This window comes from Nocardioides sp. InS609-2 (assembly GCF_023208195.1).
Classification (GTDB): Bacteria; Actinomycetota; Actinomycetes; order Propionibacteriales; family Nocardioidaceae; genus Nocardioides.
Map to the genome: position 1 here is coordinate 3111183 of NZ_CP060034.1, position 22095 is coordinate 3133277.

The 22095-nt window shown below is 70.4% G+C and carries 24 protein-coding genes; 22 read left to right on the forward strand and 2 right to left on the reverse strand.

Features of this window, described 5'->3' with window-relative positions; all coding sequences use genetic code 11:
- Nucleotides 1-10 precede the first annotated feature (10 nt).
- The 11 genes from H4Q84_RS16090 to H4Q84_RS16140 all read left to right on the forward strand — a co-directional run bounded on the left by H4Q84_RS16090 (nucleotide 11) and on the right by H4Q84_RS16140 (nucleotide 9488).
- A complete protein-coding gene (locus tag H4Q84_RS16090; protein WP_349238370.1) occupies nucleotides 11-1045 on the forward strand; it encodes a zinc-dependent metalloprotease in 1035 nt (344 codons plus the stop codon).
- Nucleotides 1042-2007, forward strand: a complete 966-nt coding sequence (gene tilS / locus H4Q84_RS16095) for a tRNA lysidine(34) synthetase TilS (protein ID WP_248580094.1) — start codon at nucleotides 1042-1044, stop codon at nucleotides 2005-2007. Before H4Q84_RS16090 ends, tilS begins: the two co-directional genes overlap by 4 nt.
- A 123-nt stretch (nucleotides 2008-2130) precedes the next feature.
- Nucleotides 2131-2682, forward strand: a complete 552-nt coding sequence (hpt, locus tag H4Q84_RS16100) for a hypoxanthine phosphoribosyltransferase (protein WP_248580095.1) — start codon at nucleotides 2131-2133, stop codon at nucleotides 2680-2682.
- A gap of 106 nt (nucleotides 2683-2788) precedes the next feature.
- On the forward strand, nucleotides 2789-4843 hold the full coding sequence (gene ftsH, locus H4Q84_RS16105) for an ATP-dependent zinc metalloprotease FtsH (RefSeq protein ID WP_248580096.1): 2055 nt from the start codon (nucleotides 2789-2791) through the stop codon (nucleotides 4841-4843).
- Nucleotides 4843-5460 carry a GTP cyclohydrolase I FolE gene (gene folE, locus H4Q84_RS16110; protein ID WP_248580097.1) on the forward strand — a complete coding sequence of 206 codons (618 nt, stop codon included), beginning with the start codon at nucleotides 4843-4845 and terminating at the stop codon, nucleotides 5458-5460. Before ftsH ends, folE begins: the two co-directional genes overlap by 1 nt.
- 38 nt (nucleotides 5461-5498) lie before the next feature.
- Nucleotides 5499-6302 carry a dihydropteroate synthase gene (gene folP / locus H4Q84_RS16115; protein ID WP_248583667.1) on the forward strand — a complete coding sequence of 268 codons (804 nt, stop codon included), beginning with the start codon at nucleotides 5499-5501 and terminating at the stop codon, nucleotides 6300-6302.
- Entirely contained in the window at nucleotides 6299-6670 is a 372-nt protein-coding gene (folB, locus tag H4Q84_RS16120; protein WP_248580098.1) for a dihydroneopterin aldolase, read from the forward strand. The genes folP and folB overlap by 4 nt, the downstream gene beginning before the upstream one ends.
- A complete protein-coding gene (gene folK / locus H4Q84_RS16125) occupies nucleotides 6667-7236 on the forward strand; it encodes a 2-amino-4-hydroxy-6-hydroxymethyldihydropteridine diphosphokinase (protein WP_248580099.1) in 570 nt (189 codons plus the stop codon). The genes folB and folK overlap by 4 nt, the downstream gene beginning before the upstream one ends.
- A gap of 111 nt (nucleotides 7237-7347) precedes the next feature.
- The gene (locus H4Q84_RS16130; protein WP_248580100.1) at nucleotides 7348-7743 is read left to right on the forward strand and encodes a DUF3180 domain-containing protein; all 396 of its coding nucleotides are present in this window, start codon (nucleotides 7348-7350) and stop codon (nucleotides 7741-7743) included.
- 9 nt (nucleotides 7744-7752) lie between these two features.
- On the forward strand, nucleotides 7753-8343 hold the full coding sequence (locus tag H4Q84_RS16135; protein WP_248580101.1) for a hypothetical protein: 591 nt from the start codon (nucleotides 7753-7755) through the stop codon (nucleotides 8341-8343).
- A gap of 44 nt (nucleotides 8344-8387) precedes the next feature.
- A complete protein-coding gene (locus H4Q84_RS16140) occupies nucleotides 8388-9488 on the forward strand; it encodes a GNAT family N-acetyltransferase (RefSeq protein WP_248580102.1) in 1101 nt (366 codons plus the stop codon).
- Here H4Q84_RS16140 and H4Q84_RS16145 read toward each other — a convergent pair.
- Nucleotides 9435-10433, reverse strand: a complete 999-nt coding sequence (locus tag H4Q84_RS16145) for an ATP-binding cassette domain-containing protein (protein WP_248580103.1) — start codon at nucleotides 10431-10433, stop codon at nucleotides 9435-9437. The two genes, H4Q84_RS16140 and H4Q84_RS16145, sit on opposite strands and share 54 nt — an antisense overlap.
- Nucleotides 10434-10493: 60 nt before the next feature.
- Here H4Q84_RS16145 and H4Q84_RS16150 point away from each other — a divergent pair, with 60 nt between their 5' ends.
- From H4Q84_RS16150 to H4Q84_RS16160, 3 genes are read left to right on the forward strand one after another with little or no spacing between them, the layout of a single operon-like run.
- A complete protein-coding gene (locus tag H4Q84_RS16150) occupies nucleotides 10494-11216 on the forward strand; it encodes an ABC transporter permease (RefSeq protein WP_248580104.1) in 723 nt (240 codons plus the stop codon).
- On the forward strand, nucleotides 11213-11977 hold the full coding sequence (locus H4Q84_RS16155) for an ABC transporter permease (RefSeq protein ID WP_248580105.1): 765 nt from the start codon (nucleotides 11213-11215) through the stop codon (nucleotides 11975-11977). Before H4Q84_RS16150 ends, H4Q84_RS16155 begins: the two co-directional genes overlap by 4 nt.
- 52 nt (nucleotides 11978-12029) lie before the next feature.
- Nucleotides 12030-12983: an ABC transporter substrate-binding protein gene (locus H4Q84_RS16160; RefSeq protein ID WP_248580106.1), complete on the forward strand. Its 954-nt coding sequence runs from the start codon at nucleotides 12030-12032 to the stop codon at nucleotides 12981-12983.
- A gap of 1 nt (nucleotide 12984) precedes the next feature.
- Here H4Q84_RS16160 and H4Q84_RS16165 read toward each other — a convergent pair whose 3' ends face one another.
- Entirely contained in the window at nucleotides 12985-14127 is a 1143-nt protein-coding gene (locus H4Q84_RS16165) for a glycosyltransferase family 2 protein (protein ID WP_248580107.1), read from the reverse strand.
- A gap of 55 nt (nucleotides 14128-14182) precedes the next feature.
- Between H4Q84_RS16165 and H4Q84_RS16170 the strand changes: the two genes are divergently transcribed.
- The 8 genes from H4Q84_RS16170 to H4Q84_RS16205 all read left to right on the forward strand — a co-directional run bounded on the left by H4Q84_RS16170 (nucleotide 14183) and on the right by H4Q84_RS16205 (nucleotide 22021).
- The gene (locus tag H4Q84_RS16170) at nucleotides 14183-15259 is read left to right on the forward strand and encodes a sulfotransferase family protein (RefSeq protein ID WP_248580108.1); all 1077 of its coding nucleotides are present in this window, start codon (nucleotides 14183-14185) and stop codon (nucleotides 15257-15259) included.
- A complete protein-coding gene (locus tag H4Q84_RS16175) occupies nucleotides 15256-16203 on the forward strand; it encodes a glycosyltransferase (RefSeq protein ID WP_248580109.1) in 948 nt (315 codons plus the stop codon). The genes H4Q84_RS16170 and H4Q84_RS16175 overlap by 4 nt, the downstream gene beginning before the upstream one ends.
- A gap of 213 nt (nucleotides 16204-16416) precedes the next feature.
- Complete coding sequence (locus H4Q84_RS16180) at nucleotides 16417-17331, forward strand: Rossmann-like and DUF2520 domain-containing protein (RefSeq protein WP_248580110.1); 915 nt, start codon at nucleotides 16417-16419, stop codon at nucleotides 17329-17331.
- The gene (gene panC / locus H4Q84_RS16185; RefSeq protein WP_248580111.1) at nucleotides 17328-18242 is read left to right on the forward strand and encodes a pantoate--beta-alanine ligase; all 915 of its coding nucleotides are present in this window, start codon (nucleotides 17328-17330) and stop codon (nucleotides 18240-18242) included. The genes H4Q84_RS16180 and panC overlap by 4 nt, the downstream gene beginning before the upstream one ends.
- Entirely contained in the window at nucleotides 18227-18643 is a 417-nt protein-coding gene (gene panD, locus H4Q84_RS16190) for an aspartate 1-decarboxylase (protein ID WP_248580112.1), read from the forward strand. The genes panC and panD overlap by 16 nt, the downstream gene beginning before the upstream one ends.
- 5 nt (nucleotides 18644-18648) lie before the next feature.
- Nucleotides 18649-20346 carry an L-aspartate oxidase gene (locus H4Q84_RS16195; RefSeq protein ID WP_248580113.1) on the forward strand — a complete coding sequence of 566 codons (1698 nt, stop codon included), beginning with the start codon at nucleotides 18649-18651 and terminating at the stop codon, nucleotides 20344-20346.
- Nucleotides 20343-21248: a carboxylating nicotinate-nucleotide diphosphorylase gene (nadC, locus tag H4Q84_RS16200; RefSeq protein ID WP_248580114.1), complete on the forward strand. Its 906-nt coding sequence runs from the start codon at nucleotides 20343-20345 to the stop codon at nucleotides 21246-21248. Before H4Q84_RS16195 ends, nadC begins: the two co-directional genes overlap by 4 nt.
- Nucleotides 21245-22021 (forward strand): type III pantothenate kinase, encoded by a 777-nt coding sequence (locus H4Q84_RS16205; protein WP_248580115.1) that lies wholly within the window; start codon nucleotides 21245-21247, stop codon nucleotides 22019-22021. The genes nadC and H4Q84_RS16205 overlap by 4 nt, the downstream gene beginning before the upstream one ends.
- Nucleotides 22022-22095 lie beyond the last annotated feature (74 nt).

Genomic DNA, 22095 nt, shown 5'->3' on the forward strand with positions numbered 1-22095 from the left:
CCTCGCCTGCATGAGCAGCATGGTCGACTGGGACTTCGCCGTGAACCTCGGCGCGAAGGTTGCGGGCGACGGTCCCGACATCGCGCCCGACGCAGCGGCCGCGGCCGTCGCCGAGCTGCGTGAGGGCGCCGAGAGGTCGAGCCCGCTCGTGCGCGAGTTCACCGGCCTGGTCGCCGACGAACGCACGGCGCCCGTGCTGGTGGTCGACCGACGCGGCTGGGTACAGGCCAATGCCGACGGCTTCGCGACGATCATCGGCCCGCTCGCCGAGAAGCTGGCAAGCAAGAAGGGGCCGCCGTCCGGCCTCTCGCTCGCCATCGGCTCGCGCGTCACCGGCGCCGAGGTCGGGCTGCTGCTCGGCTTCCTCGGCACCAAGGTGCTGGGCCAGTTCGACCCGTTCTTCGACCCGACCGGACGGCTGCTGCTGGTCGCGCCGAACATCGTGCACGTCGAGCGCGAGCTCGGCGTCGACCCCCACGACTTCCGGCTCTGGGTCTGCCTCCACGAGGAGACCCACCGGGTGCAGTTCACGGCGGTGCCGTGGATGCGCGACCACCTCTTCTCCGAGATGAACGCGCTGCTCGAGTCGTTCGAGCCCGGTGACATGCTCGGTGACGGCCTGCGCCGGGCCTCCGAGGCGATCCGCGGCGGCATCAGCGGCAACGGCAACGTCGTCGAGATGATGAGCACCCCCGAGCAGCGGGCGATCATGGACCGGGTCACGGGCGTCATGTCGCTGCTTGAAGGCCATGCCGACGTGGTCATGGACGGCGTCGGCCCGACCATCATCCCGACCGTCGACCAGATCCGCGCCAAGTTCACCAAGCGTCGCCAGGGTGTCGGCACGCTCGACCGGATCCTGCGCCGCCTGCTCGGTCTCGACGCCAAGATGGCTCAGTACCGCGACGGCGCGATCTTCGTCCGCGGCGTCGTCGACAAGGTCGGCATGGAGGAGTTCAACGCCGTCTGGGCGGAGCCTGCGAATCTTCCCGACAAGTCGGAGATCAGCGACCCCGACGCCTGGGTCGCCCGCGTCCTCGGATGAGCCTCGACCCCGCCGTCGCCGCAGTACGACGCGGCGTACGCGCCGTGCTCGAGCCGCTCGACCCCGGTGCCGGCGTGCTTGTCGCGTGCTCCGGCGGCGCCGACTCGTTGTCGTTGCTGGCCGCCACCGTCTTCGAGGGCCACGCCCGTGGCCTGCGCGTGCTCGGGGCCACCGTCGACCACGGCCTCCAGGACGGCTCGGCCGACCTCGCCCAGCGGGTCGTCGGGCAGATGGTGGCACTGGGAGCTGATGAGACGGTCTCCTCGCGGGTGAGCGTGGAGGCCGCCGGGCTGGGCGTCGAGGCCGCCGCCCGCGAGGCGCGTTACGCCGTGCTCGGGCAGATGGCCGACCACTTCGACACTCCGCTCGTGCTGCTCGGGCACACCCGCGACGACCAGGCTGAGACCGTGCTGATGGGCCTCGCGCGCGGCTCGGGCGGCCGCTCGATCGCCGGCATGCGGCGGGGGTTCGACCGCTTCCGGCGGCCGCTGCTCGACGTCACGCGTGCCCAGACCGAGGCAGCCTGCGCGGCCGAGGGCATCGCACCCTGGCAGGACCCCTTCAACGACGACCCGCGGTTCACCCGTTCTCGCGTGCGTACGACGGTGCTGCCCATGCTGGAGCAGGAGCTCGGCCCCGGCGTCGGCGCCGCGCTGGCCCGCACGGCCGACCAGCTCCGCGTCGACATGGAGTACCTCGACACCGTCGCAGACCGTCATGCCTCGGACCTGTCCGTCGAGACCCTGATCGACCTCCCGGTCGCGATCCGGCGCCGGGTCCTGCACCGCGCGGCCCTCGCTGCCGGGGCTCCCGCCGCCGACCTGACCCACGAGCACGTGCTCGCCGTGGACTCGCTGCTCACGCACTGGCGGGGCCAGAAGTGGATCGACCTGCCCGGCCCGCTGCGCGCCGTACGTCGGGACGGAGTCGTGGTCTTCGAGCCGGCTCAGCTCCCCGGCTGATCGGCTTCCTCGGGTCCGGCGGCGGGGGTTACCGAACCGTACGCAGGAAATCGGCCGCGATTTCCTGCGGACTGTCCGGTAGCGCTGCCCGCAGCCCCAGCCGGGTCACATAGGCTGCGCCGCATGGACGCGTCCCAAGCGGAGAACGAACTGGTCAACGTCCTCTTCACCGAGGCCCAGATCCAGGAACGGCTCGGCGAGATGGCCACCGCCATCGCGGCCGACTACGAGGGTCACGACCTGCTGATGGTCGGGATCCTGCGCGGCGCCGTCATGGTGATGGCCGACCTGGCGCGGGCGCTGCCGCGGCACGTCGAGATGGACTGGATCGCCATCTCCTCCTACGGGTCCGGCACCAAGTCGAGCGGCGTCGTGCGCCTGCTCAAGGACCTCGACACCGACATCACCGACAGGCACGTGCTGATCGTCGACGAGATCATCGACACCGGGCTCACCTTGTCGTGGCTGGTCAACAGCCTGGTCAGCCGCAACCCGGCGAGCGTCGAGATCGCCACACTGCTGCGCAAGCCGGAGGCGCTGACGATGCCGGTCGAGCCGAAGTACATCGGCTGGGACATCCCCAACGAGTTCGTCGTCGGTTACGGCCTCGACTACCGCGAGAAGTACCGCAACCTGCGCGACATCGGCACGCTGGCACCGCACATCTACTCCTGACTCGGTCCGGGACTCCCGCTCCCAGCCACCCTCCTGAGAGAATGGGGTTGGGTGCTGACAGGTACGGTCATCACTTCTCCCCGACTCGTCTGCTCGAAAGAAGCCTGTGAAGCGCATATTCAAGGGTCCCTGGCTGTGGATGGTGCTGGCCGCCGTCGGCGTCCTGTTGGCCATCCAGTTCCTCGCGCCCAACGGCGGGTACGACGAGATCACCACGTCGCGGATGAATGCCTACATCGCCGCGGGCGAGGTCGAGGACATCACGTTCGTCGACGGTGACCAGGAGATCAAGGCCACCCTCGACTCGGGCGTGCGCACCGGCTCCGACAAGGTGTCGACGTTCTGGCTCAGCGAGACCCAGGACGAGATCGAGACGGCCGTGCAGGCGCAGGTCGCTGCCGGCGCCATCGAGAAGTACACGACCGAGGTTCCCAAGCCGAGCCTGCTCGGCTCGATCCTCGCGACCCTGCTCCCGTTCGCGCTGATCATCCTGCTCTTCGTCTTCCTGATGAACCAGGTGCAGGGCGGCGGTGGACGCGGTGTCATGCAGTTCGCCAAGTCCAAGGCCAAGCTGATCAGCAAGGACATGCCGAAGACGACCTTCACCGACGTCGCCGGCTGCGAAGAGGCCATCGAGGAGCTCGGCGAGATCAAGGAGTTCCTCCAGGAGCCGGCGAAGTTCCAGGCCGTCGGCGCCAAGATCCCCAAGGGCGTGCTGCTGTACGGCCCGCCCGGCACCGGCAAGACGCTGCTGGCCCGCGCAGTCGCCGGTGAGGCTGGTGTGCCGTTCTACTCCATCTCCGGCTCCGACTTCGTCGAGATGTTCGTCGGTGTCGGTGCCTCCCGCGTGCGCGACCTGTTCGAGCAGGCCAAGGAGAACGCCCCGGCCATCGTCTTCATCGACGAGATCGACGCCGTCGGTCGCCACCGCGGCGCCGGCATGGGCGGCGGCCACGACGAGCGCGAGCAGACCCTCAACCAGCTGCTCGTCGAGATGGACGGCTTCGATGTCCGCGGCGGCGTCATCCTGATCGCCGCGACCAACCGCCCCGACGTACTCGACCCGGCACTGCTGCGCCCTGGCCGCTTCGACCGCCAGATCGCCGTCGACGCACCCGACCTCAACGGCCGGCACATGATCCTCCAGGTGCACTCCCGCGGGAAGCCGATGGCCCCGGGCGTCGACCTGCTCAACTTCGCTCGCCGCACTCCGGGCTTCACCGGCGCCGACCTGGCCAACGTGCTCAACGAGGCCGCGCTGCTGACCGCCCGCAACAGCGGCAAACTGATCGACAACGACGCCCTCGACGAGGCGATCGACCGCGTCATCGCCGGCCCGCAGCGGCGCACGCGCCTGATGAGCGAGAAGGAGAAACTCGTCACGGCCTACCACGAGGGCGGCCACGCCCTCGTCGCCGCAGCGCTGCCCGGCAGCGACCCGGTGCACAAGGTCACGATCCTGCCGCGCGGCCGGGCGCTGGGCTACACGATGGTGCTGCCCGACACCGACAAGTACTCCCAGACCCGCTCCGAGCTGCTCGACAAGCTCGCCTACATGATGGGCGGCCGCGCCGCGGAGGAGATGGTCTTCCACGACCCCACCACCGGCGCCGGCGACGATATCGAGAAGGCCACCAACCTGGCCCGGGCGATGGTCACCCAGTACGGCATGACCGAGCGCCTCGGCGCCGTCAAGTTCGGCGACGGTGCCTCCGAGCCCTTCATGGGTCGCGACATGGGCCACCAGCGCAACTACTCCGAGGACGTCGCCGCGATCGTCGACGACGAGGTCAAGAAGTTCGTGGCCGTCGCGCACCAGGAGGCCTTCGACATCCTCGAGACCAACCGCGACGTCCTCGACGACCTGGTGCTCGAGCTGCTCGACAAGGAGACGCTCGACAAGGAGCAGATCGCCCGGGTCTTCGAGCCGCTGCGCCGTCGTTCGCTGCGCCCGGCCTGGACCGGTTCGCCCGACCGGAACCCGTCCGACATCCCGCCGATCGAGATCCCGCAGGAGATCCGGGACCGGGTCGCCAACGGCGTGGCCACCGACGAGCCCGAAGGCGGCGTGATCCTCACCCCGCCGGGCGCCGGTGGCGACGTACACGGGGACCTCTCGGGCACGTCCACGGACCTGACTCCCGGGCAGGGCCCTGCCTGATGACCGACCCGGTCACCTGCCCCGATCGGGATCCGCACGACGTCCCCGAGTTCGACCACGAGCGCGCCGAGGCGGCTGTCCGTGAGCTGCTGGCGGCCATCGGCGAGGACCCCGAGCGGGAGGGGCTGCGCGAGACGCCCGCCCGCGTGGCCAAGGCGTACGCCGAGCTGACGGCGGGGCTGCGGCTGACCCCCGAGGACGTGCTGACCACGACGTTCGACCTCGGCCACGACGAGATGGTGCTGGTCAAGGACATCGAGCTCTGGTCGATGTGCGAGCACCACCTGGTGCCGTTCACCGGCGTCGCCCACGTCGGCTACATCCCCGCCGAGAGCGGCAAGATCACCGGACTGTCCAAGCTGGCCCGGCTCGTCGACGTCTACGCCAAGCGCCCGCAGGTGCAGGAGCGGCTGACCACGCAGATCGCCGACGCGATGATGGATCTCCTCGACGCGCGCGGCGTCATCGTGGTGGTCGAGGCCGAGCACCTCTGCATGACCATGCGCGGGGTCAAGAAGGCCGGCGCCCGCACCATCACGTCCGCGGTCCGCGGCATCATGCACAACGCCGCCACCCGGTCGGAGGCGATGATGCTGATCCGGTCCGGGTCCAGGTGACCGACCCGGTGGTCGCGCCGCTCGGGCGGCCCCGGGTGATGGGCGTCGTCAACGTCACGCCCGACTCGTTCTCCGACGGCGGACGGTTCCACGAGACCGACGCCGCGATCGCCCACGGTCTTGCGCTGCACGCCGACGGTGCCGACATCCTCGACATCGGCGGTGAGTCCACCCGCCCCGGCGCGACCCGCCCGCTGGTCGAGGAGGAGCTGGCGCGGGTCATCCCGGTCATCACCGCACTCGCCGGCGCCGGTGCGGTCGTCAGCGTCGACACGATGCGCGCCGCGGTCGCCACCGCCGCGCTCGAGGCCGGCGCCACCATCGTCAACGACGTCTCCGGAGGGCTCGCCGACCCGGCCATGCTCGATCTCGTCGCCGCCCGCGGCACGACGTACGTCGCGATGCACTGGCGTGCCCACGCCGACGAGATGCGGGACTTCACGACGTACGACGACGGTGTGGTCACCGGGGTCCGCGACGAGCTGGCCCAGCGGGTCGCCGCGATGAGCGCAGCGGGCATCGAACCGGGTCAGGTCGTGCTCGACCCCGGTCTCGGCTTCGCCAAGCAGGGCGCCCAGAACTGGCGCCTCCTGAAGGGCCTCCACGCACTGACCGACCTCGGCTTCCCACTGCTCGTGGGAGCCAGCCGCAAGTCGTTCCTCGGCACCCTGCTCGCCGGCCCCGACGGCGCCGCCCGCCCGGTCGACGGTCGCGAGGCAGCGAACACCGCCCTCGGCGTACTCCTGGCCCAGCGTGGCGTCTGGGGCCTGCGGGTGCACGATGTGCGAGCCACCCGTGACGCCCTGGCCGTGTGGCAGGCAATGGAAGGAGAGACCACATGACCGACGAGCTCAGCATTTACGGAATCGAGTGCCGGGGACACCACGGGGTCTTCGACTTCGAGAAACGCGAGGGTCAGCCCTTCGTGATTGATCTGACACTGGGCGTCGACACCGCGCCTGCTGCCCGATCGGACGAGTTGCACGACACCGTGGACTACGGAAGTCTCGTCAGCGCGGTCAAGGACGCCGTCGAGCACGACCCGGTCGACCTGATCGAGACCCTGGCCCAGCGGATCGCGGACATCTGCCTCTTGGATGCTCGTGTTCAATGGACCCGGGTCACGGTTCACAAGCCGGACGCCCCGATTGACGCCACGTTTCGGGATGTGGCGCTGACGATCACCAGAAACGCGAGGTCCGAGCAGTGACTGAGACCCCCAACCCGTACATCGCCGAGGCGGAAGCCCTCACCGGAGAGATGCACCCGATCCGTCGGGTCGTCATCGCCCTGGGCTCCAACCTCGGTGAACGGCTGGCCGCCCTCCAGGGCGCGGTGGATGCGCTGGCCGACACTCCTGACGTGTGGATCACCGGTGTCTCCTCGGTCTACGAGACCGAGCCGGTCGACGCGCCAGACGGCTCCAAGCCCTACCTGAACGCCGTACTCCTGATGGACACCACGCTGCCGGCCGCCCGGCTGATGGAGCGTGCGCTGGCCGTCGAGGACGCCTTCGACCGCGAGCGCAGCGAGATCCGCAACGCGCCGCGCACCCTCGACGTCGACCTGATCGTGGTGGGCGACCGCCGCGCCGACGACGACTTCCTGCGCCTGCCGCACCCGCGCGCCCACGAGCGTGCGTTCGTGCTCCAGCCGTGGCACGACCTCGAGCCCGACGCCGAGATCCCCGACGCCGGACCCATCGAGGAGCTGCTGGCCAAGGCCGACACCTCGACCATCACCAAGCGCGAAGACCTGACGCTCGAGGTCCAGTGACCCGATGACGGGCGCACCACCACTCGGCGCGGACCCCGAGCGGCCGGACCGCGACGACCGGCTCGCGCCCACCGCTGGTCGACCCTCGCGGGCTGGGCGGCGGCCGGGCTCGTGCTCGGCCGGCTCTGGCACCCGGTCGCTGAGCGGTTCAACGGCACCGCGCCGACGGTCTCGCTGCTGCAGGGGCTGGTGCTGTTCTTCGTCGCGGCCATCCTCGGTGGCACCGCCTGGATCACCTGGCGTGCCGTGCACGTACGACGCGAGCGGCTCGAGCCGCAGCAGGCCGTCAACCGGCTGGTGCTGGCGCGGGCCTGCGCGCTGGTGGGCGCGCTGGTCGCCGGCGGGTACGCCGGATATGCGCTCAGCTGGCTCGGGAACGACGCCGAGCTGGCCGCGGAGCGGGTGTGGCGATCGGCCGTGGCCGCGCTCGGGGGTGTGGCGACCGCCTCGGCCGCGGTACTGCTGGAGCGTGCGTGTCGCGTCCGTTCAGAGGACAAGTCGCCCTAACCTGCTGGCATGGCTTCCCCCAACGCCCGGCGCCGTCAGCGCAGCACCCGCCTGACCGTGGCCGTTGTCCTGCTCGTCGTCGCTGCCGTCCTCGTGGTGGCCGCCTTTGTCGGCCCCCTCAGCACCGTGGCCGGCGTCCAGCTGTTCTCCGCGATTGGTGCGATCGTGCTGGGCGCCGCCGCCACTCGCATCACCCACTCCGAGCTCATGCAGACCCGTCGTGACGCCGCCCGTGACCGCGCCGAGCAGGCCCAGGCCTACCGTGCGATCACCGAGCAGCGCGTGGCCGAGAACGCCGCGTTCGCGGCCGACATGTCGGCCCGCATCACCGAGCGTGAGGGCACCATCTCCGACCTCGAGGGCGCGCTCGATACGGCCCAGAAGCACTCCGCCGAGGTGACGCGGAAGTTCAACGCCGAGGCCCGGCGTGCCGAGCTGGCCGAGAACCGCGGCACCGAGCTTTCTTCGTCGCTCGAGGCGTCGGAGTCCCGCGCGGCCGAGGCAATCGTGCGCGTGGCCGAGCTCGAGGGCGAGATCGACGCACTGCGTGCCGAGCTCGTCGCCTGGCAGCTCCAGGGCGAAGCCCGCAAGCACGGCTGAGACGGCGTTTCACCGCGTCGCTCGCGACGCGACACAATGGGCCGGTGATCCCTGACGACAACCGGTTCGAGAGTGATCCGGACCGCTTGTTCCCCTCGCCACTTCCCCTGCCGACCGGCTGGTCGCTGGCGGGGGTCGACGAGTCCGCCGTGTCCCGGCTCACCCAGCTGAAGCGCACCCATGAGGACGCCGGCCGTGGCTGGGCCGGGGCCAGCGAGGACGACCTGCGCACCGAGATCGCGGAGTCCGGCACCGCGATGCGCGAGAACGTCGTCGTGCGCGATGCCGACGGCCTGATCGTGGCGTGGGGCAGTGTGCACGACCGTGCCGAGGGCCGGATGCTGTTCGTGCACGTCGTCGAGCGCTCGATCGCCGACGACGAGGCCGACCAGTGCGCGGCGGCCCTGTTCGCGTGGGCCGACGCCCAGGCCAGGCGCGTCGGCGCGGCCCGCGGGCTCGCCGTACAACAGATCGACAGTGGCGCGTTCGCCGACGACAAGCGCCAGCAGGGCTGGCTGCGCAGCGCCGGGTTCGAGCAGGTGCGCACGTGGTGGCAGATGACTCGGCCGGTGCAGCCCGACGAGGTCGAGCTGGTGCCCGATCCGGAGCAGTGGAGCAACGGTGCGGTGTCGCTCCGGCAGGTGGGCCCGAGCGCTGACGGCATGCCCGACGAGGCCGACCTGCGGGCCATCCACGACGTGCTCGAAGGTGCGTTCACCGACCACTTCAACTCCAACGAGGAGACCTTCGAGGAGTTCTGCCACCGGCTGCGCGAGGACCCGGGCCACCGCTGGGACCACTGGTGGCTGGCCGAGCTGACCGATGCCGATGCTCCCGAGCCGTGTGGTGCGCTGGTTGGCACCGAGCTGTCGGCGGCACCGGATGGAGTGCCGGGTTCGTACGTCGACTACATCGGGGTCCTGGAGTCCGCTCGTGGTCGTGGGGTGGCCAAGGGGCTGCTGCACACGATCATCGCCGACGCCGCGTCCCGTGGCCGCGACCGCGTGGGGCTCGAGGTCGACGCCGACTCACCGACCGGCGCCGACGGCATCTACGTCTCCATGGGCTGGCGGACGTCGTACGTCACTCAGTCATGGCATCGCGACGTCCCGGTCCCCGGCGGTGGCGACGGTCTCGGCCAGTGAGGCACGCAGGGCGCGGTGGATCCCGTTGGGCGTGAGTACGCCGACGAAGGCCGCCCCGCGCTTGACCCCGACCATCGGCTTGTCGTCGCGCAGCAGCACGGCGAGCGCCTCCTCGAGCGTCGAGTCGATGTCGATCGCCGCGCCGAGCTGACCGGCGGTGACGCCGTCCATCGGCTCGAGGTGCGCCTCGTCGAGCTGGGTCACCGTCAGTCGGCGCAGGCCCTTGGTGGAGCCCACGAAGTCGGCCACGAAGTCGTCGGCCGGCCGGCCGAGGAGCTCGGCGGGGGTGGCGTACTGCGCGAGCCGGCCGCCCGTCTCGAACACCGCGACCCGGTCGCCCATCCGCACCGCTTCGTCGATGTCGTGGGTCACCAGCACCACGGTCTTGTCGAGCTCGCGCTGGAGCCGGAGGAACTCGTCCTGCAGCCGCGCGCGCACCACCGGGTCGACCGCGCCGAAGGGCTCGTCCATCAACAGCACCGGCGGGTTGGCCGCGAGCGCGCGGGCCACACCGACGCGCTGACGCTGGCCGCCGGAGAGCTGGTGCGGGTAGCGATCGGCGTACGACGTCTCCAGCCCGACCGTCTCCATGAGCTCGAGGGCTCGCGCCTTCGCGGTGCTCCTGCTCTCGCCGTACAGCAGGGGCACGGTCATCACGTTGGTGAGGATCGTCTGGTGCGGGAACAGCCCGACCTGCTGGATGACGTAGCCGATGCCGCGCCGCAGCTTCACCGGGTCGGACCCGGTGACGTCGGCGCCGTCGAGCATGATGCGGCCCGTGGTGGGCTCGATCAGCCGGTTGATCATCTTCAGCGTCGTCGACTTGCCGCAGCCGGACGGACCGACCAGGCAGGCGATCTCGCCACGGGCGACTTCGAGGTCGAGCTCGTGCACCGCGACCGTGCCGTCGTCGTAGGTCTTGCCCACGCCCTCGAGCCGGATCATGGGCTGGGACGAGGCTCTTGCAGTCTCTGATGCCCCTACCGATGGCGTAGCGTCCATGCGGTGACCCTACTCGCGGAGGCCGGCACTCAAGTGCTCACGAGCGCTGCCGGACCTTCGTGTTACAGCCGGCTCACCAACGAGTGGATCTGCGGGCAGTACCTCACCGATCGCAAGCAGGAGATCATCGACGCCACGGTCCAGCACATCTGGATCACCGTCGTCTCGGTGCTGGTCGGCCTGGTGATCGCGTTCCCGCTCGCGCTGCTCGCGCGACGACTGCCGCGGCTCGAGTCGCTCATCCTCGGCATCACCACCGGCATCTACACGATCCCGTCGCTGGCGCTGTTCCCGCTGATGGTGCCGTTCACCGGCCTGACCTCGACGACGGTGGTGCTGGGCCTCGCGCTCTATGCCCTCACGATCCTCGTGCGCAGCCTGCTCGAGGGCTTCCGTTCGGTGCCGGACGAGGTGGTGGAGTCGGCCACCGGGCTGGGCTACAGCCGCAAGAAGCTGCTGTTCCGCATCGAGCTGCCGCTCGCCCTGCCCGTCGTGATGGCCGGCCTGCGCGTCGCCACCGTCTCGACGGTCGCGCTGACAACGGTCGGCTCCCTGGTGGCGTACGGCGGCCTCGGCAACCTGATCAAGGACGGCGTCAGCACCAACTTCCGCGCCGAGCTGCTCACCGCATCTGTCATCTGCGTGCTGCTCGCGGTCCTTCTCGACGTCGCACTCGTGGGCGCGCAGCGCGTCATGACGCCCTGGACGAGAAGAGTGCGTGCATGAACGTCCTGTCCGAGGCCTGGCGCTACCTGCGTGAGGGCGACAACTGGACCGGGGCGGGTGGCATGGCCAACCTGCTCAACCAGCAGCTCCTGCTGACCATCACCGCACTCGCGATGGCGCTCGCCATCGGCCTGCCGATCGCGCTGTGGCTCGGGCACCTGGGCCGGGGCGGCTTCCTCGCCATCAACGTCTCCAACGTCGGCCGTGCCGTGCCGACGTTCGCCCTGCTGGCGCTGCTCGTCGTCGCCGAGTGGCCGGGCACCCAGTCGTTCGGCCCCTACGGCCGTGCCGGGCTGGCCACCCTGATCGCCCTCACGCTCTTCGCCCTGCCGCCGATCATCACCAACGCGTACGTCGCCGTCCGCGAGGTGCCGCCGGACGTGCGCGAGTCGGCCCGCGGCATGGGCATGACCGGGCCTCAGCAGTTCTTCCGCGTCGAGCTGCCGTTGGCGATGCCGCTGGTGATGTCGGGCGTGCGGCTGGCGCTCGTCCAGGTCTGGGCCACGGCCACCATCGCCGCCCTCGTGGCCGGTCCGGGCCTCGGTCGCGTCATCACCGACGGCTTCTTCCGCTCCAACTACGGCAAGGGCATCGCCGGCGCGATCGTGGTCGCGCTGGTCGCCCTCGTGCTCGAGCTGCTCGCCGCCGGGGTCCAGCGCCTCGTCGATCCCACCCGCAGGGGTGGTTCGTCACCGAATCGTGAGGTGGGAATGTCTGTAGGTACCCCTACGGTTGACCAACCAGCCGACGCCGTCGGCTGACTGCTGCATCCGGACACGCGTGGCTACCGCCGCGGGACACATAAGGAATCCCATGCTCGTACGACGCACTCTCGCCGCGGTCTTGTCCGCCGGCGCCCTCTTCCTCGCCGCAGGCTGTGCCGGTGACGACGTCGCCTCCGACGACGCGTCCGGCCCCGCCGAGTCGTCGGCCGCGGCCGACAAGGGCTCGGTGACCATCGCCGGCCAGAACTTCCCCGAGGCAACGCTCGTCGCCTCGATGTACCAGCAGCTCCTCGAGAAGGGCGGTTACACCGTCGAGACCAAGCTGGTCGACTCGCGAGACGCCTACATGCCGACCTTCCCCGACAGCGTCGACATCGTCCCCGAATACGTCGGTGGCATCGTCAACTTCCTCAACACCCAGGAGGCCGGCGGTGACGCCAAGCCGTTCGAGGCCGGTGACGGCGAGCAGCTCGCCTCCGACGGCGCCGAGCTGCTCGATGCCGCGGGCATCGAGCTGCTCGACATCTCTCCGGCGACCGACACCAACGCCTTCTTCGTGACGAAGGAGTACAGCGAGTCCGAGGGCGTCACGTCGCTCTCCGACCTCGAGGGCAAGTCCGTCACCCTGGCTGCCGCTCCCGACTGCGAGGGTCGCCTGGACTGCGAGGGCGGGCTCTCCGACGAGTACGGCATCGACGTCACCGAGGTGCTGCCCCTGGGCTACGCCAGCGACCAGACCTACCAGTCGGTGCTCGACGGCGAGTCCGAGCTCGGCGAGACCAGCACCACCGACGGCACGCTCGAGTCGCAGGGCCTGGTGGTCCTCGAGGACGACAAGCAGATCCAGCCCGCCCAGAACCTCGTCCCGGCCGTCGGCGCCGACTTCGTGGCCGAGCACGCCGACATCGCCGACATCCTCAACCCGCTGATGGCGGCCCTGACCACGGAGAAGCTGACGGAGCTCAACGGTCGCATCGCCGTCGACCGCGAGAAGCCCGAGGACGTTGCCTCTGACTTCCTCACGGAGGCCGGCCTGCTCTGACCTACGCCCGTTCGTGGGCCCGGATCGCCAAGGCGGCCGGGTCCACGCCGGTCGGGTCGAGCACCTCTGCAGGTACGTCGAGACACCGCACGCCGTCGCGGTCGGTCTGGGGCGCCGGGGCACCAACCCGGGCGATCCAGTCCATCACCGCGGCGGCGTCTGCGCGTCTGTCCTGCTCGACCAGCCACCCGGTGAGCCGGTGCACGGGCGGCAGGCCGCTGAGCACGAGCGAGCGGTCACCCCAGAGCTCTCTCGCCCCCGACACGAGCAGCTCCCACCAGGCGTCATCACAGCCGGGGATGGCGGTGAAGTAACGGTGCAGGTCGCCCGCGAGGACCCGGTCCAAGAACACCGCCGACACCGACGGGTCGTCGTACTCCCGGACGGCGGCGAGTGACATCCGCTTGGTCTCCCACCGGTCGGTGAGGTCCTGCAGTGAGCTGCGCTGCTGGGTGATCGAGGTCCCGTCGGTGCGGATCCGCCAGTGGTAGACGACGTTGGGCAGCACGTCGAAGCGGCCGGAGAGGTAGGCGCGGGTCGTGGTCGGCTGATCCTCGTAGCGCACGCCCTCGGGCCACGCCAGCCCGGCCTCGTCCCAGAAGGACCGCCGGAACACCTTGTTCCACGCGAACACGTCGCCCAGGATCTCGGGATGCTCGCGGGCGGTGATGCCCCGCCGCGCGGGGTTGTGCAGCCGGTGCATCCACGGCGGCTCGTGCAGGCCGGCGCCGGCGGGCGGCGGTGCCTCCCAGCGGAAGATGGAGCCGGTCGCGAAGTCCGAGCCGGTGTTCTCCAGCTCACCGACGAGTGTTGCGTACGCCGAAGCCGGCACCACGTCGTCGGAGTCGAGGAACGTCAGGTAGTCGCCACGCACGTGCGCCGTACCGACGTTGCGGGCAGCGCCGAGACCACCGTTGTCGGTGTGTACGACGCGCACGCGGGCATCGCGGGCGGCGTACTCCTCCGCGATCTCACCGGACGCGTCGGGCGAGCCATCGTCGACCACCACCACGTCGAGCTCGTGATGGCTCGAGGAGAGCAGGCTGTCGAGCGACTCGGGCAGCCAGTGCTCGACGCCGTAGGCGGGCACCACGACACCCAGCGTCGGCTCCCGCCGATGCCTGCGCCTGGCAGCCCACTTCATGCGGGGGAGCGTACCCAGCGGCAGGGGTGTCTCTGCTCTTGTAGGCTCCCCACCCGTGAGAGCCATCGACGAGCTGAACCCCGAAGGCGTACCGCGCAAGGTGCTCTTCGTCGCCGGCGCCGGACGCAGCGGCACCAGCACCCTCTCGGGGATCCTCAGCCTGCTGGGCATGCACGTGCCCAAGCCGGAGGTGATGGCCGACTCCTCCAACCCCAAGGGCTTCGGCGAGCCCCAGTGGGCCGTCGAGCTGCACGACCGGCTGCTGCGTGAGGCGGGTGTCCAGGTCAGCGACAGCCGCCCGAGCGCGTGGTTCGAGACCGGTCGCATCGCCACCCGGGAGCCCGCCCGCATCCGGGTCGCCGACTGGCTCGAGGGCCACTTCGCCGAGCACCCCGAGCTGGTCGTCAAGGACCCGCGGCTGAGCTGGTTCCTCGGCCTGTGGCGGGTGGCGGCGATCCGCACCGGCGCGACGCCGGTGTTCGCGACGATGCTGCGTCCGCCGGCCGAGGTCGTGGGCAGCAAGCAGAAGTACTACTCCAACAAGCTCGGCTCGGCCCACCTCACCGCCAGCTGGCTCAACATGCTGCTGCACACCGAGCGCGCCACCCGCGACAACATCCTCGGCTCGGTCGAGGGCGGCGGTCGCGCGTTCGTGCGCTACTCCGACCTGCTCGACGACTGGGTCAAGACCACGATGGCGCTGGGCCAGAAGCTCGACGTGCAGTCGGTGATCCACACCCGCAGCGACCAGATCCGCGAGGTGCACCGCTTCATCGACCCCAGCCTGCGCCGGGTCAACCTCAGCCTCTCCGACCTCGAGCTGCCGCCGCGCCTGCACGAGCTGACCGAGGAGACCTGGTCGGCGCTCAACCAGCTCGCCGACGACGGTGGCGACACCCCCGAGGTGCACACCACGCTCGACCAGCTGCGCGACGCCTACGTCGAGCTGTACGACGAGGCCGAGGCGATCTCGAAGTCCTCGGTCGTGGCAGCCCGGGTGGAGCAGGCCCGCGAGTCGGCCGAGGCCGACAAGCCGTCGCTCGCCGACAGGGTGCCGCACGAGTTGCGGGCCAAGATCCCGCCGTCCGTACGCCGCGGCCTACGTCGCGCGATGGGCCGGGAGCGGGAGTGATCCCGCTCGGGTCCGGCCGGGGCCTCGAGAACATCGAGGGGCACACCGACTTCGACATCGTCTGGCCCTGGCACAAGCCCGGGGGGCTGCGGCGCGGAGCGACCGCCGTACTCCGGGTGAAGAACGAGGCGCCGTCGCTGCCGTTCGTGCTGCCGCCGCTGCTGCGGGCGTGTGACGCCGTGCTCGTGGTCGACAACGGTTCGACCGACGGCACCCGCGAGGTGGCCGTCGAGACCGCGGCCAGGGCCGGGCTGGCGCACAAGTTCACGCTCGAGGACTACCCGTTCGACGTGGCCCGTGCGGGCGCCGAGCACCTGGCCCAGCACGAGCGGTCGGTGCACTCGCTGGCCTACTTCTACAACTGGTGCTTCTCGCACGTCACCACCCGCTACACGTGGAAGTGGGACGGTGACATGGTGCTCTCGACCGAGGGCGAGGTGTCGATGGCCGACCTCTCGTGGCAGGTCGGCATGCAGGACGCCGTGATCCGGGTGCCGCGGCACGGGCTCTACCTCGAGAACGACCGGCACGCCTGGCTCGACCTCGGCCTGCGCAACATCGAGGAGTGGGGCTTCCCGATGAGCCCGGACTTCATCTACACCAAGGCGCCGGAGTGGGAGATCCGTACGACGCCCGACCGGATCGAGATGTTCGCGCTGCCGCAGGGCCTGTGCGTGGAGCTGAAGTACCTCGACGGCGACGAGTTCGCGCACTGGACCGACCCGGAGTCGTTCGCCACCAGCATCCGCAACCGCCGCAAGCGGCGCGAGTGGCACGTGTTCAACAGCCTCAAGGAAGGCATCGTGCTCGACGGCGTCGTCGAGCTGACCGCCCCCGAGGGCGTGCACATCGTCGACTACGTGACCCACGACTGGCTGCCCCGCGCCCCGCGCCCCTTCACCGTCGACGACCCCGAGCACGCCAAGCTGCACATGCGCGCCTGACGTAACCGCTGGTTTCGAGACAGGACTTCGTCCTTCCTAAACCAACGGTGTGGAGTGGGATGCGTCACTTGGACAGACGGTTCCCAGGCGGGAATGCGTCGGCGTAGTGTCGTGGTTGAAAAGTTTCGAGCACATCGTCTGGTACCCACACCGGCCCCATCCGTACGACGTACGGCGGGGGTGGTCGGCGGGACTGAAACGAGAGGTTCGTCCATGGATGACCGCCTTCGGGTGGGCGTCGTCGGCGCAGGTCGCGTCGGTGCCGTCCTCGCCGCCGCCCTGCGCGCCGCCGGCCACGACATCGTCGCGGCTGCGGGTGAGTCCGACGCATCGCGTGACCGTATCGAGGCCCTGCTGCCCGGCGTCACCACCGACAAGCCCAGCACCGTCGCCCGTGCCTGCGACCTCCTGCTGCTGACCGTGCCCGACGACATGCTGCCCAACGTCGTCTCGATGCTGAGCGCGAGCGGGGCGATCCACGCCGGCCAGTACGTCGTACACACCTCCGGTGCGCACGGCCTCGCCGTCCTCGATGACGCCGTGGCCGTGGGCGCCCGGCCGGTCGCGCTACACCCCGCGATGACCTTCACCGGCACGGCCATCGACCTGCCCCGCCTCGCCGGTTGCGTCTTCGGCGTGACCGCCGGCGACGCCGAGCGTGACGTCACCGAGATGCTCGTCGACGACCTCGGCGGCCGGGCGATGTGGGTGCCCGAGGACAAGCGCACGCTCTACCACGCGGCCCTCGCGCACGGCGCGAACCACCTCGTCACGCTGGTCACGCAGGCGATGGAGATGCTGACCGTGGCAGGTGGCGACCACCCCGCCGACACCCTGCGGCCGTTGCTCACCGCGGCCCTCGACAACGCACTCGAGCAGGGCGACTCCGCCCTCACCGGGCCGATCGTCCGCGGCGACCTCAACACCATCGCCGCCCACCTCGACGAGATCGCCGCCAATGCGCCGCACACGCTGCCGTCGTACGTCGCGATGGCCCGCGACACCCTCGACCGGGTCGTCACCGACGGGCGGCTGCTGCCGATCCGGGCGAACCGGATCCGGGCGTTGCTCGTTGCCACGAGCGCCGACGCCGGGCTGGCGGTCACCGAGGACGAGCTCCGGCGATGAGTGCCGCGCCCACCCTCGCGGAGACCCGCGAGGAGCTCGCCCGCCTGCTGTCCGACGCACGTACGTCGGGGCGCAAGGTCGGCCTGGTGCCGACCATGGGCGCCCTGCACGACGGCCATGCCAGCCTGATGCGCGAGGCGCGTGCCCAGGTGGGCGATGGTCCGGTGGTGGTCAGCATCTTCGTCAACCCGATGCAGTTCGCGCCGGGCGAGGATCTCGACCGCTACCCGCGCACTCTCGAGGCCGACCTGGAGCTCTGTGCGGCGCAGGGTGTCGACCTCGTGTTCGCGCCGGCCGTCGACGAGGTCTACCCGGGTGGTGAGCCCGATGTCACGATCCAGCCCGGGCCGCTTGCCACGATCCTCGAGGGGGCGACCAGGCCCACCCACTTCCGCGGCGTACTCACCGTCGTCGCGAAGCTGTTCGGCCTGGTGCGGCCCGACGTGGCGGTGTTCGGGCAGAAGGACTACCAGCAGCTCACCCTGATCCGCCGGATGGTTGCCGACCTCTGCATGGGCGTCGACGTCGTCGGCGCCGAGACGCTGCGAGAGCCCGACGGCCTGGCGATGAGCAGCCGCAACCGCTACCTCGACACGGAGCAACGGCGCCGGGCGGGGGCTCTCAGCCAGGCACTCGTCGAGGCCCGCGACGCGTCGCTGTGGGGAGCCGACGTCGCGCTGGAGTCGGCCCGCGCCGAGATGCGCCAGGCCCACGGCGTCGATCTCGACTACCTCGTCATCCGGGCGGCCGATCTGGGCGAGCTGCCCTGCGCCGTACCCGACGCCACCGAGGCACGGATCCTCGTCGCCGCACGCGTGGGGAGCACGCGCCTCATCGACAACATGCCCATCACCCTGGGGGCCACCAGCGCTTCCACACGACAAGGAGTCAGCGCATGCTGCGCACCATGATGAAGAGCAAGATCCACCGGGCCACCGTGACCCAGGCGGACCTGCACTACGTCGGGTCTGTCACCGTCGACGAGGACCTGCTGGACGCCGCCGACCTGCTCTCCGGTGAGCTGGTCCACATCGTCGACGTGACCAACGGCGCCCGGCTCGAGACCTACACGATCGCCGGCGAGCGCGGCTCGGGCGTGATCGGCATCAACGGCGCCGCGGCCCGGCTCGTCCACCCCGGCGACGTGGTCATCCTCATCGCCTACGGCCAGCTGGAGGACGCGGAGGCCAAGGAGTTCCAGCCGCACGTGGTCTTCGTCGACAACGACAACATGATCATGGGCACCGGCTTCGATCCCGCCGAGACGTTCGGTGGAGCGGGCCTGGTCCGCGGCGACCTGCTCGATCGTTGACGCAGGTGACCGACACCACCGGCGTACGACGACCCGCGCCCGAGCTGGTCCCCGAGCGCCTCACCGCGCCCGACCCGGGCTGGACCACGCAGGCCGACGTGGTCGTCATCGGCTCCGGCATTGCCGGGTTGACCGCGGCTCTGGGGATCCACGCGGAGGACGGCGGGCTCAAGCTTCTGGTCGTCACCAAGGACGTGCTCAACGCCGGGTCGACGCAGTGGGCGCAGGGCGGCATCGCAGCAGCCCTCGGCCCGGGCGACACCCCCGACCAACACGAGCGCGACACCCTGGTCGCGGGAGCGGGCGCCTGCGACATCGAAGCCGTGCGGGCACTGGTGACCGAGGGTCCCGACGCCGTGCGCGAGCTGATCGCACTGGGCACCAACTTCGACCACCACCCCGACGGCGAGCTGTCGCTCACCCGCGAGGGCGGCCACCACCGCGACCGCATCGCGCACGCCGGTGGTGACGCCACGGGTGCCGAGATCCAGCGGGCACTGATCGCCGCGGTCGAGCGCGCCCCCGAGATCGAGGTCATCCAGCACGCCCTGGCCGTCGACCTCTTGTTGGCTGCTGACGGCGGCGTTGCCGGGGTGACGCTGCACGTGCTCGGCGAGGGCCAGCGCGACGGCGTGGGTGCGGTGCACTGTCGTGCGGTCGTCCTCGCGAGCGGCGGCCTCGGCCAGGTGTTCTCCCAGTCGACCAACCCCACTGTCTCGACGGGCGACGGCATGGCGATCGCGCTTCGCGCCGGCGCCGTACTCCGCGATCTCGAGTTCGTGCAGTTCCACCCGACCGTGATGTACCTCGGCCCCGACTCCCAGGGCCAGCAGCCGCTCATCTCGGAGGCGGTGCGAGGCGAGGGCGCGTTCCTGGTGGACTTCGAAGGCGCTCGTTTCATGCAGGGGCAGCACGAGCTCGCCGACCTCGCTCCCCGCGACGTGGTGGCCAAGGCCATCACCCGGCGGATGATCGAGACCGGCCATCAGCACATGTGGCTCGACGCGACGCATCTCGGCCCCGAGTTCTGGGAGAAGCGCTTCCCGACCATCCTGGCGGTGTGCCGCGAGCACGGAGTCGACCCCGTCACCGAGCTGATCCCGGTGGCACCCGCCCAGCACTACGCGTCCGGCGGGGTGGCGACCGATCTCTACGGGCGTTCCAGCATTGCGGGGCTCTACGCCACCGGTGAGGTCGCCTGCTCCGGAGTCCACGGCGCCAACCGGCTGGCCTCCAACTCATTGCTCGAGGGGCTCGTCTTCTCGCGGCGGATCGCCGAGGTGCTTCCGGGTGAGCTGCGCGAGCGGGTGTCCGCCGCCAGCGACGATCGCTTGGCCTGGCTGGTCGCCGGCTCGCACCGCCGCGACCTGCAGGACGTCATGACGCGCCAGGTCGGCGTACTCCGCAACGACGCCGGGCTGCAGCGGGCGATGACCTACCTTCACGAGCTGGAGGCCGGTGACGCCGTACCCGGCACCGACGCCTGGGAGACCACGAACCTGCTGGCCATCAGCACCGCGCTTGCCCAGGCCGCGTTCATCCGCACGGAGACGAGGGGCTCGCACTGGCGCGAGGACTTCCCCGACCGCGACGAGCGCGCCGGCCACATCGACAGCTGGCTCGAGGGTGGGCTGATCCGCTCCCGGTGGATCCCGTCGCCGTCGACCGACCCATCCGAGACACCAGCGGAAGTGATCGCATGAACCTCACGCCGTACGCCGCCCTGCCGGCGTCGCTGCTCGACGAGCTGCGCGCCGCAGCACTCGACCCCGATCGCATCTACTTCGACATCGTCACGGCTCTCCACGAAGACCTGCCCGCCGAGGCCGTCGACACCACCAGCGTCGCCACGATCTCTGCCGACGCGACGGGGCAAGCCGACTTCAACGCCCGCGAGGAGGGCGTGGTCGCCGGCCTCGGCGTCGCGGCGCTCGTCTTCCACGTCGTCATGGGCGACACCGTGACGATCACCGACCGGGTTGCCGACGGCACGCATGTCACGCCCGGCGCGCGTGTGATGAGGGTGTCCGGGCCGACCCGCGGCCTGCTGACGGCCGAGCGCACCGCGCTCAACTACGCCAGCCACCTCTCCGGCGTCGCCACCGCCACCTCCCACTGGGTCGCAGCCCTCGACGGCACGCGCGCCAAGGTGCTCGACACCCGCAAGACGCTGCCCAACTGGCGCGCCCTCCAGAAGTACGCCGTCCGCTGCGGCGGCGGCGTCAACCACCGCTTCGGCCTGGCCGACATGGCGATGGTGAAGGACAACCACGTCATCGCCGCCGGGGGAGTCGTGCCCGCGCTCGAGGCCGTGCGAGCCGCGTTCCCCGGGCTCCCCGTCGAGGTCGAGGTCACCGACCTCGACCAGCTCCGCGAGCTGCTCGATGCCGGCTGCGACCGGATCCTGCTCGACAACATGGACAGCGCCACCATGGTCGAGGCGGTGCGCATCACCGCCGATCGCGCCAGCCTCGAGGCATCTGGCGGCCTGACGCTCGAGCGGGCCCGCGAGGTCGCCGAGACCGGGGTCGACTTCATCTCCGTCGGCGCACTGACGCACTCGGTCATCGTGTTCGACCTCGGCATGGACCTGTCGGACACATGAGCCTGCTGGCGGCCGACATCGGCAACAGCTACACCGTCTTGGGCCTCCTCGACGGTGACGAGGTCGCGTGCCACTGGCGGGTGGCGACCGACGAGCGTCGTACCTCCGACGAGTGGGCAGTCCTCGTGCGCAGCTTGCTGGCCGACTCCGACAAGCTGGATGCCGTCAGCGGCATCGCCGTCTGCGCGACGGTGCCGTCGGTGCTGCACGAGTGGCGCGAGATGCTCGGCCGCCACTTCGCTGACGTGCCCGCCGTCGTGGTCGAGCCGGGCGTGCGCACCGGAGTGCCCGTCCTGATGGACAACCCCCGCGAGGTCGGGGCTGACCGCATCATGAACGCCCTCGCCGCGCTGCGCCTCTACGGCGGCCCGGCGATCGTCGTCGACTTCGGCACCGCGACGACGTTCGACGTGGTGAGTGCTGCCGGACAGTACGTCGGCGGCGCCATCGCCCCGGGCATCGAGATCTCGCTCGAGGCACTGGGCAGACGGGGCGCGCAGCTGCGCAAGGTCGAGCTCGTGCGACCGCGCTCGGTGATAGCCAAGAACACCGTCGAGGCGCTGCAGTCGGGGATGCTCTTCGGCGTCGCGTCGCAGGTCGAGGGCATCGTGTCGCGGATGATCGCAGAGCTCGGCGTCGCCGCCGAAGCCGTGTCCATCATCGCCACCGGTCACCTAGCGCCGCTCGTGCAAGCCGAGTGCAGCTGCTTCACGGAGTACTCCCCGTGGTTGACCCTCCAGGGCCTGCGGCTTGTGTACGAACGCAACTCCTGACCGAGCCCTGTGGACAACGCCCGTCACCAACTGGCGATCCCGGGCAGCATGGTTGACGTCAGATCAACCACAAC